This is a genomic window from Sphingobacterium sp. LRF_L2, from assembly GCF_965644235.1.
Classification (GTDB): Bacteria; Bacteroidota; Bacteroidia; order Sphingobacteriales; family Sphingobacteriaceae; genus Sphingobacterium.
The window spans coordinates 282,065-297,907 of the sequence record NZ_CBFFRI010000006.1 but is presented as its reverse complement, the minus strand read 5'-3'; the positions used below and the strand labels follow the sequence as shown (position 1 = coordinate 297,907).

General features: G+C 40.2%; 7 protein-coding genes. 2 read left to right on the top strand and 5 right to left on the bottom strand.

The window, feature by feature from the left end:
• Positions 1–9 precede the first annotated feature (9 nt).
• The 5 genes from ACSZOX_RS14050 to ACSZOX_RS14030 all read right to left on the bottom strand — a co-directional run bounded on the left by ACSZOX_RS14050 (position 10) and on the right by ACSZOX_RS14030 (position 9,921).
• Positions 10–3,630, bottom strand: coding sequence for a SusC/RagA family TonB-linked outer membrane protein (locus ACSZOX_RS14050; protein WP_437920680.1), 3,621 nt, complete (start codon positions 3,628–3,630; stop codon positions 10–12).
• Between the two features lie 191 nt (positions 3,631–3,821).
• Positions 3,822–4,964, bottom strand: coding sequence for a FecR family protein (locus tag ACSZOX_RS14045; protein ID WP_437920679.1), 1,143 nt, complete (start codon positions 4,962–4,964; stop codon positions 3,822–3,824).
• 56 nt (positions 4,965–5,020) lie between these two features.
• Complete coding sequence (locus ACSZOX_RS14040; protein ID WP_437920678.1) at positions 5,021–5,560, bottom strand: RNA polymerase sigma-70 factor; 540 nt, start codon at positions 5,558–5,560, stop codon at positions 5,021–5,023.
• Between the two features lie 261 nt (positions 5,561–5,821).
• Positions 5,822–6,901 carry a phytase gene (locus tag ACSZOX_RS14035; protein ID WP_437920677.1) on the bottom strand — a complete coding sequence of 360 codons (1,080 nt, stop codon included), beginning with the start codon at positions 6,899–6,901 and terminating at the stop codon, positions 5,822–5,824.
• Between the two features lie 212 nt (positions 6,902–7,113).
• Positions 7,114–9,921: a TonB-dependent receptor gene (locus ACSZOX_RS14030; RefSeq protein WP_437920676.1), complete on the bottom strand. Its 2,808-nt coding sequence runs from the start codon at positions 9,919–9,921 to the stop codon at positions 7,114–7,116.
• 533 nt (positions 9,922–10,454) lie between these two features.
• Between ACSZOX_RS14030 and ACSZOX_RS14025 the strand changes: the two genes are divergently transcribed.
• Positions 10,455–13,751 (top strand): SusC/RagA family TonB-linked outer membrane protein, encoded by a 3,297-nt coding sequence (locus tag ACSZOX_RS14025; protein WP_437920675.1) that lies wholly within the window; start codon positions 10,455–10,457, stop codon positions 13,749–13,751.
• Positions 13,752–13,769: 18 nt separating this feature from the next.
• Positions 13,770–15,776: a RagB/SusD family nutrient uptake outer membrane protein gene (locus tag ACSZOX_RS14020; protein WP_437920674.1), complete on the top strand. Its 2,007-nt coding sequence runs from the start codon at positions 13,770–13,772 to the stop codon at positions 15,774–15,776.
• Positions 15,777–15,843 lie beyond the last annotated feature (67 nt).

The following is a 15,843-nucleotide window of genomic DNA, read 5'->3' as shown; positions in this document are numbered from 1 at the left end:
ATCTTCTTATTAAAAACCTATCTTCAATGACAAAGTATATTGTCTTGGCACCGGCATAGCAACTCCTCCGTTGTTAAAAAATTCGGGATCTGCTCCATTAAGTCTATCATCTGAATACAACAATGCGATGTTATTTCCCACCAAAGAAACAGAAGCATTGCTCATTTTAAGTCTTTTAATAAATTGGCTAGGCAATTGATAATTAATTGATATTGTTTTCAATCGAATAAAATCTCCCTTTGCAACCCTTTGATCCGAATAGTTATAAGCATTATAGGTATATCGAGGATTAACAGTCGATCCATTCGCTCTGTAAATCTTATTGTCCATAGTAAATTCATCTAATATGGCCGGAATATTTGTATAGGCCTCGTCTCCAGGCATAATCCATCTATTCACCATATCTTTTGATACCGCCGTATAATCGTTATAATCAATAGAATAAGTTGGTTGCAAACGCACCCAATTTCCCGCAGCAAAAGTAAACAACGCCGAAAAACTAAAATTCTTGTAGCTAAATTGATTATAAAAACCACCAGTAAACGTTGGATCTACAGGGCCGTGATATTTTAGGTAATCGATATCTGTACTCTGTAAATAGATGTATGTATCCTTAATACCTTCAGTTCCAATATAAGTTGGATAACCATAATTCGGGTCGAGACCATCAAATTGGATAGAATAAAGTCCTCGTTGAGAGTGCCCTAGCAATGGAGCTCCTTCAGCACGAACAAGTGTCCAAATATTTTGATTCACATCAAGTCTCGTCACTTCGTTCTTATTCACGGCAAAGTTAAATTGTGTCCTCCAACCAAATCCACTCTCCCGTTTTATCGGAGATCCCGCAATAGTAAATTCTACACCATGAGATTTCATCTCTCCAAAATTGGCACTTTTATTATATTGCCCACCGATTCCAGAAGTACGAATACCGCCAATTAGATCGAAAATATTACGTTTATACCAATCAAAGGTTATATTGATATTATTAAAGAAAGTCAAATCAGTACCTAAATTAAACTCATATAACTTCTCCCAGGTTAGATCAGTATTGGTCAAATTGTCGATATAAATCTGTGATTCTTTCTCATCTTCATAAGGTCTATATGTTACCCGGTTATAATATACTGTCGAAGAATTATTCGCATTTCCCATACTAGCAACAAGACCATAGGTACCTCTAATTCTAGCTGCAGTCAATGTACGATTATCGTTGTTAAAGAATTCTTCCTGATCAACATTCCACGCGCCAGAAACATTCCAAGTGGGAAGCCATCTAGCGGTATTTGAACTCCCCATTAGGTTGGAACCATCATATCGAATTGTGGAATTTACACTGTATCTATCTTTGTAAGCATAGGCAACTCTTCCCATAGCCGCGGCAAAACGATCGTAAGTATAGTACATACCAAAATAAGGATCGCCACCCTCAATCATTTTTTTGAAATAACGGTAATTAGGGTTTACCAATCCACCATTTTCATATTGATAACCAATACCCTCATAATCAGAAAATTGACGATCCGTATATCGAATTTCCATCGAACCAAAAATATTTAAACGATGATCCTGATTAAACGTTTGATCAAATTCTAGATTATTACGCAGGTAATAATTCTTAATGCTATTCAACGTAGTATTGTAAAATCCGCCCTCCGGCAAAACAACAACAGGTAATTCATTTGGATAATCTGGGTCAGAATAAAGTAAATCATTATTCTCTAAAATTATGGCGTCACCAGCAGCTTGCAATGCTCCCACCATGTTACTGCCTTCAAGCACATAATGCTGCCTTTCAGATTTCGCATAACGATAAGCTCCATCTGCCGAATACGTTAACTGCGGTAATATCTTATAACGAATGCCGCCTTGGACCTTCATGTCCAGCATTGTGAGTTTAAGATAATTTGAATTTAATTCATTAAGAATATTAAAATCAGCATAGTTACGTGTGAAATATTCCAGATCCCCATTCTCATCATAAGGTGTAATCAAACGGCTGGTATTTAAAGCATATGAATACGGATTTATATCAAAACTTCTAGAATACTGACCGTATACAGGATCAGATGCACGCGTTAACGTTCCAGGTGTTCTCTGATCACGAATCGATCCATTAAATAACATTTCCGCACTGAATTTATCACTCATTTTTAGCGAATTCCGAAAATTAACAGTGTAACGCTTCACATTATCGCCCAATGTCTGACCATTATCCATAAGAGCACTCGTGGAAAAATAAGTCTGAGAATTCGCAGTTCCCGAATTTATACTTAATGAGTGTTCCTGTAGAAGCGAATTTTTGAACAAAACATCAAACCAATCTGTATTCGCTTTAGCATATCTTTCCAAAAAGGCCAAGCGATCAGAATATGTATTTTTTAACGCATAGGAATTTGTAGCTTCATCATAATCATATAGCAAATTATACATCTTCGTGAAAATACCGCCTGTCTTTGCTCTAGACGCTGGTGAATGGTTAAAATAACCTTTGTTTTCCATTTCTAACAAAACGGACATTTGTTCTGCCGAATTCATAATATCAAATTGATCATAATTCGGTTTAAGATAGGTGGTATATGTACCTGAATAATTAACATTCGGCTTTCCTTCTGTATTCCGCCCTTTTTTTGTGGTAACGACGACAACTCCATTCATTGCTCGCGCTCCATACATCGCTGTAGCCGCCGCATCTTTTAGTATGTTAAACGACTCAATATCATCGGGATTCAAACCTGCTACCGAGGATCCAATCAAGGTATTTGCATCACCGGTAGATAATGCCTCATTAGAAATGTTCACCACATCTTCCATAATAATTCCATCAATAACCCATAACGGTTTATTATCTCCAGAAAGTGACGTGGCTCCACGCACACGTATCTTTGGTGCCGCGCCAAAGGTCCCCGATACATTTTGCACCGATACACCTGCTACTTGTCCTTCCAACATACGTGATATATCAGGCACCCCTGCGCGTTGGGCGTCTTTTGCTAAGACCTTACTAGAAGCCCCCGTAAAAAGCTTCCTATCCAAATTTTGGTATCCCGTAGCAACGACAGTTTCTATCGTATTATCTTCTGATTCCAAAACAATAGCTATATGAGAACGATTCGCGACTGCAATCTCTTTATTTTTATAACCAACGTACCGAACAACAAGTACAGCATCAGATTCTGCAATAATGGTAAATTCTCCAGTTGCCCCTGTAGTTGCACCAATAGACGTTCCTTTTACAAGAATCGAAGCACCAATTAGTGGCGCGCCATCTGTTCCGTTAATTGTACCAGATATCCGGTTTTGGAATACTCTCGTTGGCTCTTTCTCGACCTTCTCTCCTTTATAAACCACAGAAATCGTTTCAGCAATAATTCTAAAAGAATAATTATCGTTAGGCAGAACCACCTTCAAAACATCTTTTAGTTCAGCATTTTGCACGTTTACATTTATACGAGTCGACCTCTTAACGACATCATCACTATACAAAAACTTATAATCTGTTTGCTTACTAATTTGCGTAAACACATCTTCTAATTTGGCATTATTAAGAGAAAGAGAAACTTTCTGAGCATTACTATCAGCGTAAACACATGTGATAAAAAACAACAGAAGGGATGTTGTGATTTTCATAATCCGGAAAATTAAGACAATGGGCGGCTTCAACACTTCCACACACCTTTTGTCAAATGAGAAGTTATTCATACATTTGAGTAATTGAGTAAAATTTAGGGGTTTGTATTCTTTTAATTTAACTTGATTGCGTACAGGGGTGCTGCAACACTCCTGTTTTTTTGTCTTCTACAGTAATTCTATTTCATAGTCTATTCTTTAGTAATCAATAATTTATTTTTGTTTAGTTTAAAATCTAAATCACTTACGAACTCCAGCATTTTCAACACCTCTGTTAAACGAACATCGCGTCCTATTTCCCCCGAATAAGTATCGGTCAAGGAAACATCCTTAGAAAACGAAACCTCTAAATCATACCAAAGCTTTAGCTGTTGCGCAATATTGACAATATTATCTTCTTTAAAATAAAATTCATTGTTTTTCCAAGCAAGGTCTTTTTGCAAATTTGTCGGTCTCACTTTCAGATTTCCGTTGCTCCATTCCGCGCTTTGCCCCGGTGAAATGACAACGGATTCTTGAGCACTACTTACCTCAACGCGGCCTTCGGATAAAGAAGTCTTACTTTTTTCACCATAGGTAGATACATTAAAATGAGTTCCCAAAACACGAACATTCATATCTTTAGTCTCCACATAGAAAGGTTTCCTTTCGTCCTTTGCAACTTCAAAATAAGCCTCCCCAGAAAGATACACACGCCTTTCATGTGTACCGAATTGACTAGGAAAGCGCAACTCGGTATTTGAATTCACCCAGACGGCCGTTCCATCTGATAGCGTCAACCTAAAGAAATTTGCAGCAGGTACAACTAAGGTATGATAAACCAGCTCAGACGTCGCTGAAAAATCAGAAGATTGATCCTCAACAAAGTTTGCATGTGTCGCGACACTTAAGGTATCATCTACTTTCACCTCCTCCCCATTTGCCAAAATAATCTTTGCGCCAAGATTCGCAGGCAACACGTCATTTTTATATTTCGCATCTACACTTTCCACAAACCGTGGGTCATCTACTATGATCCTATCCGTTTTCATCCAGTATATTCCCAGACAAGAAAGGATGGCGATGACTGAAGCAGCGGCAAAGAGTGTTAAGCGATTCTTTTTCTTTGGCATACGCTTACCCTCTAAAACACTCCAAGCTACGTTTTCATCTATATTTTCCAGCCACTTAGAATCAAAGTCAGCACCTTTCTCTAACAGCTCATTATACAAACCTCTATTTCTGCTATCTTTTTGAAGCCAATCAACAAGAATACAATCTTCTTCTTCTGAAAGAGATTCCATTTTAAACTTCTTCGCTAAAATAGCCGCTATATCGAAAGGTTTTGTATCCATAATTTAAGTTAAGAAACCTAAATTCGGATTTGGGGTGACAAGAAATTTGTTTTTTTTTAAAAATTAAAAAGAAATGCAGCAAAAATTACCGAAAAATAATCTGGACGAAGTTTTTGACGTAAGACATGTAACCCTCTTTTCTTTTGGGTCTTGATGGTATTTATACTCAATTGCAGCTGTTCCGCAATTTCTTCATTTGAAAAACCGTCCACATAACTCATTGTCATAATTCTCTGACAACCATCCGGTAGTGAAGAAAGCGTTTCATGGATAGCATGCATAAATTCAGTACGGATAATTTGATGTTCATAGTCTATATCGTCACTCTCTTGGTAGCTATTCCTTTCCCAAAACTTCTGAATAGTTTTACTTTTCCGATTCAAGTTATAAACAGCAAATTTAACCGCGGAATAGAGGAAGGATTTAATTGCATTTTCGTCATCCGAAACCATTTTCCTGTGCTGAAAATAACTCACAAACGCATCTTGAGCCAAATCTTCCGCTATGTTTTCATCTTTTACCATTTGCCACGCAAAATAACATAGCGAACGATAGTATTTGCTAAATAATGCCTTATCGGAAACTACAGTACTCATATTTTGACTGTTAACAATGAAAAAGTCTGTTAGTAATCTGGATAATTTTGAGAATTTACCCATTTATCTTGCCAAGATATTAAAAAAAACCTATCATAGTCGAAAAAAAAATTACTCTTTTTTTTTCGATTTAGCAATTCCGAAAAAGTATGACTGCTATAGCCAGAATACAACATAACAATATAGGATTCCAATCTCGGCCATAAAGAAAGCGTAACAACCTAGGTCATTACGCTTTCTTTATGGAACAAAGCAAAAATATTACTTTCCTTCACCTTTATCTATACGTTCCTGTATAAGCTTCCAATCATAATAATGAAATACCTTTCCATTGCTCATGGCAACAAGCATACCATTTGGAAATTTCGGTCCCAAGTTCAAATTGACAGCATCGGCTCCATCACATTCAACAGCCGAAACAGGGATGTCGGCTAATTTCTGATAAGCATTCGGATTTCCGTTCATTCCTTCACGGGGATAAACTACAAAGGAATTATTCTGTTGATTAGACAACAAAATATAACCAGTAGAATCACCTGTTTTATAAATGGCAATACCTTCATGATCAGATTTCGCATCATATTGTCCGAAAAAGGCAAGCTCATTATCGTTTTTCAACGCAGGATCCGCATAATACTTCCGCACACCGGCAGTTTCATCAGAGTAGTACACATAACCCAATTCGTTGTCCACTGCGATAGCCTCGATCTCCTTCTTACCACTGTATGTACCAAATTTACGAACAACCTCCCCTTTTACGATCCCATCAGTACCGGCTGTTATTTCATACTGCCAAAGGTAAGAACCCGACGGACCAGTTTTTCGGCCTACAATCGCATAAATTTTCGCCTGTACCGAATCTTTTTTCGTATAAATAGCTATCCCCATACCATCACGCGCATCCTCTCCTTCTTCGCCATCAAAAATAGAAATTCCACCATTATCAATAGGCGTCAAATCAGGTAAACTATATACACGAATCTTATGAGCCTTGCGTTCCGTTGTTATGGCGATATCGACCTTTTTACCATTTACATCAAGTCCGTACGCAATATCCACATTATTCGGACGCTCTAGCCCTGTGACTTTCTTTACAATCTTGCCCTCTAAATCGTAGACATATAATCCCCCGCCAACTTCCTTATCTGTACCTACGATTAAACTTTTTGTAGGGTCTGTCGGATGGATCCAAATGGCAGGATCATCCGTATCAAATTCTGTCTGTTCCGTTACAACCGTTGGCACAACTGCGTCCGCAGCTACGGGCGCCAATCCTGAAGAACAAGACGCTAAAAAAGCTAATCCTGCACCAGCAATTATAGTATTGAGTTTTTTGTTCATGTTTATTTTTCAGTGTGTATGTGTTTAAATTCTATTTGTCGACCTTCGGATCTTCTTCCCTCACCTTATTCACAGCTGTAAGAAAGTCGCTTCTCTATCCAGCAGATAGTCAAAAGCTACAGTTTACGGAATAACCTTTATTTTAGACGCATTACCCGTAAACTGTATTTTATCAGGTTATTATCTCATAAGATATTGATTCAACAAAAATCCTATAAATCAAATTTAACCCCTAGATTGAATCGAGCTTGATAATATTCCATTTGTTTTGTGCGTGAAGAAATCCCTTGGTAATAACGAAGTGGTTGATTCGTCAAGTTATTTGCTTCAACGAAAACACGGAATTTTGGTGTTATTTTGTACGCTGCATTGGCATCCAAGAACAACTGTTTATCGTAGTAATTATCCTCAAAAGCATCACCACCCAACTCGTCAATATAAGAAGACGTGTAATTTAGTGACACGCGAGAAGTAAATTTACTATTTTCCCATGACAACGAGCCGTTGAACATATGTGGAGCCGTCCCAGGCAATTTAACGTCCGTACGCTCTTCGCCATCCGCGTTGGTGATCCCTTTCGCCTTCGAATTCGTGTTCGTATAGTTCACGTACACACCAAATCCTTTCAAGAAACGCCCCGGTAAGAAGTCTAATTGACGTTGGAAAGCAACTTCAAATCCGTAAACATCTACATTATCACCATTACGCTGTTGTACAAATTGGAAATTTTCACCACTAGCAATAGGATTTTGTTGATTAGGAAAATCATTCGCAAAATCAGCCGTTGTATATTGGCTATTGCGGTACGTGTAGATGAAATCTCTTAAGTTCTTATAGAATACACCTCCAGAAACAATACCAACAGAGCGGAAGTAATGTTCCAACATCAAATCGCCATTATACGAATAAGTTGCATTTAAGTTTGGATTACCCGCTTGAATTTCAGTATCACCCGGTATTGCACTCACATATGGCGCCAATGCATAATAATTCGGGCGAGCTAATGCTGTGGTAAATGCAGCACGAAGAACAGTAGCCGCACTCGCTTTGTATTTAAAGGAGACGCTAGGCAGTACATTCGTATAGTTGTTCTTCGTATTCACAACACCCGCCAACTCTTCCTCATCCAACACATAGTTACCTGTGTAGTTAATGCGGGTATGCTCTACACGAGCTCCTACAATCATCGACAGCTTATCACTAAAATCCTGATCCCAACGCACATAACCTGCCATAATACGCTCCTTAGCTGTGTAATTTTGCGTTAGGAATTCAGCAGGATCCGCTTCCTCTTCATAAAGCGCACTATTTTTTAAATCCAGGTTACCCAAGTAATTACGGTCTACGAAATAGCCCGGTGCATATTGATCCCCAGCTTGAAATCCATTCCCTCCATAATACACATTCGGTGTTTCCGCCAGTGATCCCAACTCTTCCGCAGGTGTATATTCATAAAAAATATTATCTCTAGATTTATCTTTTAAACGAAGACGAAGTCCTGTGCGCAAACGACCTTTTTGGCCATCGATCACCGATAATGGGAAACGTACATTGACCTTCGAGCCGAACTCCTTCTCTTTCGTAAAGTTATCGTTTTCAGTGATCTTGCGTAAACTAAAATCCGCTGGATCTTCATCCGCGCTAACCAAAGGCTTTCTCGGATCTGTTAAGCTTTGGCTCAATGCCACATCTTTCTGTTGGAAATCGATATAGCGTTCATTCGGTCTATCCTCACTTGCGGTCGCATAGTTTGCCGACCAGTCCAAATCTAATTTAGAACCCAACAAGTGTTCACCACCAATTGCATAATTCTGTACAGTCTGACGTTCCAAACGCGCATTTTTATTTTTAGCGTTATCGATACCACCTTTTGTTTCACGACGTATATTACCCGTGTATCCCGTAATATTATCATTTGCATCATATACAGGCTCTATATCGCGGTAGCGAACTCGGTATCTATTTTCTAAATCGTCACGCCAGTTGTACATTGCATTTGCATAGAGCATATGTTTGTCATTGATCTTATAATCAAAAGCCAACGCCGTACTTCTACGAATGCGTTGCACATCATATTTACGGATATCCATCTCCTGCAAGTAAGCATTGCCGTTATCATCCTGATCCCACACGCCTTCTACATTATCTGAACCAAAACGGTTGTTATTGTAGGAACCGCTAAACACAATTCCGATTTTATTATTCGCAAAACGATTTCCATAAACAAGGCCTGCAGTATAATTTGCTTTTTCACGAATCGGTCCATACCCCCCCGCCAAAGTAGCAGAAATACGCTGTCCATTCGGAGAGGCACGTGTAATCAAATTCACAGAACCACCGATAGCATCTGCGTCCATATCAGGTGTCAATGTTTTGTTCACCTCAATGGTAGAGATCATATCGGCAGGAATAAGGTCCATTTGGACGTTACGGTTATCTCCTTCCGCCGAAGGAATACGATCACCATTTAGCGTCACCGAGTTCAAATTTGGAGCCAAACCACGAATAATAATATTACGAGCCTCACCTTGGTCATTTTGCATCGTGATACCAGGTACACGTTTTAACGCATCGCCAATATTAGCATCAGGAAAACGTCCGACCTGATCTGAGGAGATAATATTAGAGATATTCTGATTATTCTTTTGCTGGTTTAGTGCTCTTGCTTGGCCCTTCAACATGTCACCCATTACTACAACTTCAGATAGTGTGTTTGCCGAAGAAGATAAAGCAAGTTCCAAGTGGTTCTTTTGTCCGCGTTTCACAACGACTTCCATATCAAGTGGTTGGTAACCAAGATACACAACAGAAACCGCGTACGTTCCTTCAGGAAGCGCCAAAAATTCAAAGTCGCCATTCTGGCCCGAAACCGTATAACGGTTTCCTTCCGCAATACGGATAGTCGCGCCCGGAAGCGAAAATTTGTCGTGTTCGTCAACAACCTTACCGGTCAAGACAGTACTCTGGGCCTGTACAAAAAGCCCCAGTAAAATAAATAGGATAGTAGAAAATAATCTCATAGATTGGATTTTGAAATTGCGACAAACCTATGGACTTAACATAAACCTGAGGTAAAACCTATGTTAACAAAATATTAATTTGCAATTTCTTAACCTGATCAGCCCAGAACAGCATACCAACCAAATAAATAACCAGAACCCCACCACACTACGGCAAACAGTTAGCAATAGGATATTACGTATTACGACGGCAAAAATACAAAGCAACTAAAATGGAAACATATGCTATATCAAGGCATCAACAATTTGTAACTAGTTTGAGACAGATAAGCAATAAGATGAACAGAATTTACAACCCCCAATCTTTTGCATTAGCTTACTTTGTACTATAGTTAACAATTTATAAACAATAGGACAACCGTTTTTCAAATCACATCATATAATGATTGGGAACCGAGAAAACTATTCAATTAAAAACTTGAGGGAATTTACGACGCAAACAATTATGTAACTTATGCTTGAAAAAAAAAGAAATACATCCTCCATCACCGATATGGAGTGTAAACCAATTCGAAAATCAGTAATAAAAACGTATGAAATCTAACAAATACCTAACCTTGTATAATAAAATACCAGATACTCGGCGTGTTTTATTATTGTTATGCAGCTTTCTTGTGCCTCTGTTTGTTTGGGCGCAAAACAAAACTGTTACCGGAAAAATCACCGATGCAAAGACGGGCGAACCGCTAAGCAGCGTTGCAGTAAAAGTACAAAATAGTGGATCAGGCACCAATACTGCAGCTGACGGCACATTTAGCCTCGAAGCACCTACAAATGCCGTGCTGCTCGTCTCCTTCATCGGTTACGAATCCCAAACGGTAGACCTTACGAACAAAACCAACGTACAAATCGCGCTCCAAGCCAGTAATGAGTCTTTGGACGAAGTCGTTGTCGTTGGTTATGGTACCATGCGAAAAAAAGATCTGACAGGATCCGTTGTACAAATTCTACCCGACAAAATCGCAGAAGAAAACCCTAAGACTGTACAAGATATCTTACGTGGGGCACCAGGTGTGCGCGTCGGTTACAGTCCATCCTCAAAAGGAGGTGGTAGTATTAATATTCGCGGCCAACGTTCTGTATATACAGCGGGCGGTCATAGTGACCCTTTACTTGTCCTCGACGGAATGTTCTTTTATGGCGAACTTTCCGAAATCAATCCAGATGATATCGAACAGATCGACGTGTTAAAAGATGCCTCTGCAGCCGCAGTATACGGTTCCAAAGCAGCGAATGGGGTTATCATTATCACGACTAAAAAAGGAAAACAAGGCAAACCGGTTATAAACATGACCAGCAATATCGGTACCACGACAGTAGCAAATTACCGCAAACGCTTTACGCCGGAAGCCTATTTACAACACCGGCAAGATTGGTTCACGAAGAACACCTATGGTGTAAATGCTGAAACAGGAGCATATGAAGCTTACCAAAAAGGTACTTATGCAAGTCAACCGGGGTATTTTATGCGTCCGGATCAATTGACAGACGTTTCCTTGGAAGATTGGCGTTCTTACACCACAAACACAGCAGGTGAATCTGATCAGAGCATCTGGGCGAGACGGTTAGGATTTACAGGCAATGCCTTAGAAAATTTCGTCAATGGCAAAGTTACGGACTGGAAAGACCATACCTATCGTAGCGGATTGGATCAAGATTACAACATCAGTGTCAGCGGAGCAAGCGAACAAACCAACTACTATCTGTCTATGGGCTACTTGAAAAACCAAGGTGCCGAAGTGAGTGATGCCTACCGAGCGATAAGGGCCAATATGAAAATAGACACTAAAGTAACCAAATGGTTCGAAGTAGGAGCCAACGTTAATTTTCAGGACCGTTCGGATGGCAATGTCGATATATCATTGGATGAATCATTGCGCAATAGCCCTTATGGAGATTACGCCGATGAGTTCGGTAACCCAATACAGTTTCCATTAGATGGAACTTACAGCCAACGCGGTTACAACTATGATTTTCAAAAACAGTATATCGAACTGGAAAAAGGGTATACTGTATTAAACACGATATTATACGCGAAGATCAAGCTTCCTTTTAATATCACGTATTCATTCAATGCCGCACCACGCTATCAGTTTTTTTATGATCGCTACTTCACCTCAGCCGATCTCCCTGGATCAGATCCTAGAACGAGAGGCGTAAACCGCGAACAAGCAAAACGCTTTGACTGGACATTAAACAACACGCTTTCCTGGGAAAAGACATTTGCTGAAAAACATCGTTTGAACGTCACTTTAGTACAAGAGGCCGAATCACTGGAATCTTGGCAAGACCGCATTGAGGCAAGAAATATCCTTCCTTCCGATGCCTTAGGCTTCCACAACACCTCTAATGGGGACAAAGAATATAGTGGATTTTCCAGTGAGGATTTACGTCAAACTGCCGATGGACTTCTAGCGCGTATGTTCTACTCTTATGATGACAGATACATGCTGACAGCATCTTTTCGTCGCGATGGTTATTCCGCATTCGGTTCGTCGAATCCTTACGCCTATTTCCCTTCAGCATCTATAGCCTGGAACTTTACGAATGAAAACTTTTTCAAATGGACCGATATCATGAGCTCTGGTAAGCTCCGCTTATCCTACGGAAAAAATGGAAACCGCTCGTTAAGCGATCCTTATCTCGCCCTCGCGAACTTAGGAACAGGTGCTAATAAATACCAAGGTTATTTAAACAATTCTGGCGAACTAGATCTCTATCGCTACCTTCTAGTCGATCGCCTCGCCAATCCGAACCTACAATGGGAAAAGACGTCATCTTGGAACTTTGGATTAGATTTTGGATTTCTCAAAGATCGTATTACAGGTACCGTAGAGTACTACAATATGCAAACGCATGATATGATCATGAATGAGCGAATTCCTGAAATCACAGGTTTTACGAGTATAACCACCAACCTCGGTCAAGTAAACAACAGTGGTATTGAGCTTGCCTTAAATACAGTGAATATCCGCAGAGAGAATTTTGAGTGGTCAACTACCGCAAGCTTCTCCTACAATCGGAACCGCATCAAACATCTTTATTACGAATATGAAGACGTTCTTGATGATGCAGGAAATGTAGTAGGTAGCAAAGAAACCGACGATGACATCAATGGATGGTTTATCGGAAAGCCGATCAGTTCAATATGGAATTATCGCGTAACAGGAATCTGGCAAGCCAACGAAGTCGAGGAAGCTGCAAAATATGGACAGTTACCTGGAGATCCTAAGGTTGCCAACAACTATACCGCAGATGATGTCGTTGCTTCGGACGGGACGATTACACATGTTTATAACAACATGGATAAAGAATTTTTAGGAGAAACAACACCTCCATACCACTGGTCTTTACGCAACAACTTTGTGCTCTGGAAAGATTTCACTTTCTCTTTTAACATTTATTCTTACATGGGACATAAGAGTCTGGAAACCTTCTATCTGAACAACGACGATGATGGCGGACGCATGGCCTATGGTATGGCAAATTTACCTGCTAAGGAATATTGGACACCAGAAAATCCAACAAACGAATATGGACGTATTGAAGCTGCTGGACCTACAGGTGCTGGTAGCGCTGCAAAACTATACGACCGATCTTTTATACGCCTAGAAAATATCACGTTAGGCTATACGCTTCCTAAAGCATGGACCTCTCGATACGATTTAAATCGTGTGAAAGTATTCGGAACGATACGCAATGTCGCCACTTGGGCCAAAGATTGGGAATATGGCGATCCCGAAGTAAGTCCAAACTTCAATCGAAGCAATGGCGAACTCGGAGGACTTTCTACACGCATCTATACCTTAGGACTTAATCTGTTTTTTTAACTTATTAACGTGACAAACATGAGACTGATAACTCAAAAATTACAACATATATCCTTTGCGCTACTAATCGGCGGAACTATACTAGCCAGCAGTTGCTCTCGAGACTTCCTGAATCCCGATCCTCTCTCTATTTATGAACCTGGTAGCACATTTAATACAGAATCAGGATTAATGTCGGCAATGGCCATCTGCGATAGACATCTGAAAGCCTATTGGGCTACAGATCATGGTGAAATGCTAACTTTAGGGACGGAATACATTTTTTCCGAACTAATGGTGGCTTCGGCTACGGATAAACGAAATATGATGTCTGACGTAGCTGCAATGCTAACACCAACAAGCGAAACCACCTTACAAAACCTAGACCGGACAAACAGTATTTGGTATTTATGGCAAGAAACTTACAAAGGGATCATGTATGCCAATACGATATTAAGCTATGTGGACGGTATACAAGAACTCGACGAGGCTACAAAAAACAAATATAAAGGACAAGCCTATTTCCATAGAGCTTTCCGCTATATGGCATTAGTCTTTGAATTTGGCGATATACCACTCGTCAGCAAATTGGTACAAGTTCCTAAGCAAAATTACCGTACCACAAAACGCGATGCTATCCTCCAAATGCTGACAGAGAATTTGGAATTTGCGGTAGAGTGGGTTCCAGAACAAAGCCAGATGAGCTTGATCGGCATGGTCAATAAAGGAGCCTGCCGCATGCTACTGGCAAAATGCTACCTTGCCTTAGGTGAATATGCGAAAGCTAAAGAACAAACGGATATTTTGATCGATCAATCAGGCTACTCATTGATGCAAAACACTTTTGGTACGTTCAACGACGGTGGAGAACCGCTGACATGGCCAATCACCCGCAATGTCATCTGGGATTTACATCGCCCCGAAAATAAACTCATTGCAACGAACAAAGAAGTCATTATGGGTATGCCAAATCGTGGTGCCGAAGCGGAGTCATTTATTAAAATGCTCACCATGCGTATTCTTTACCCCTTTGTGTTTGATGGCCGTCTAAAAACAACCGACGGAATGCAAGCAATCCAAAACCCGAACCGCAAAAGCGCAACGTACAATTCAAGTTACGACTATGCACGCGCTTTCGGTCGTGGGATAGCCACCTTCCGCCCCACCAGCTTCTCTACTGACGGACTCTGGCATGTTAATAACACGATGGATGCTGGTGACTTACGCCATAGTTCCGCGACCGGTAACTGGGTAAAAATGGAAGACTACAAAGTGAACAACAAAGCATCCGTAGACTTTGGGAAACCGTTACAACTATTCCATCCAACAACAGGAGCGCTCCTATGCAGTGACACTATTCGTCGTTGGTTTGACGTGCCCCATTACAAATTTTACATGGACGATCCTGTCAACGAAGCCAACCTGGAATCGGCAGGCTTACAAGGTGCTACCAATGGAGGAAATGCAGACTGGTACCTATACCGTTTGGCAGAAGCTTATTTGCTACGTGCCGAGGCTAAATACTATTTAAATCCGACCGACGGAACGATAAAAGACGACTTAAATGCCGTGCGCGAAAGAGCACAATGTACACAGTTATACCAAGGTACTGTCACTATTGGCGATATTATGAATGAACGTGCACGGGAGTTATACTGGGAAGAATGGCGAAATGTGGAATTAAAACGGGTATCCCTGTGTTTAGCACGTAGTGGCAGAGCAGATGAATGGGGCAATACTTACAACCTTGATAATTTCGACAAGCAAAGTGGGACAGACTCGCAAGGTGGAAGCTACTGGTACCAACGCATTGTCCATTACAGTATGTACAACAAAGGACCTATATCGATCGATGCCACAGGTAATAGTAACCCGAATTACACAATGGATAAGAAAAACATGTATTGGCCCATTCCAAACGCAGCAATAACGGCCAATAAAAAGGGGCAACTCAGCCAAAACTTCGGTTATGATGGTTATGATCCTGCTACCCCAAAATGGGAAACCTGGCAAGAAGCCGTAGCTGACGAAGAAACAACCCAATAACGAAATAGGCATCGCGCAAAGCAAAAAATTGATAAAATCATAAAAGAAGCAACCCGTATACCACACG

Bases quoted from the DNA above. Each gene is read 5' to 3' on its own strand.
- ACSZOX_RS14050 (WP_437920680.1), bottom strand. From the start codon at position 3,630: ATGAAAATCACAACATCCCTTCTGTTGTTTTTTATCACATGTGTTTAC.
- ACSZOX_RS14045 (WP_437920679.1), bottom strand. From the start codon at position 4,964: ATGGATACAAAACCTTTCGATATAGCGGCTATTTTAGCGAAGAAGTTT.
- ACSZOX_RS14040 (WP_437920678.1), bottom strand. From the start codon at position 5,560: ATGAGTACTGTAGTTTCCGATAAGGCATTATTTAGCAAATACTATCGT.
- ACSZOX_RS14035 (WP_437920677.1), bottom strand. From the start codon at position 6,901: ATGAACAAAAAACTCAATACTATAATTGCTGGTGCAGGATTAGCTTTT.
- ACSZOX_RS14030 (WP_437920676.1), bottom strand. From the start codon at position 9,921: ATGAGATTATTTTCTACTATCCTATTTATTTTACTGGGGCTTTTTGTA.
- ACSZOX_RS14025 (WP_437920675.1), top strand. From the start codon at position 10,455: ATGAAATCTAACAAATACCTAACCTTGTATAATAAAATACCAGATACT.
- ACSZOX_RS14020 (WP_437920674.1), top strand. From the start codon at position 13,770: ATGAGACTGATAACTCAAAAATTACAACATATATCCTTTGCGCTACTA.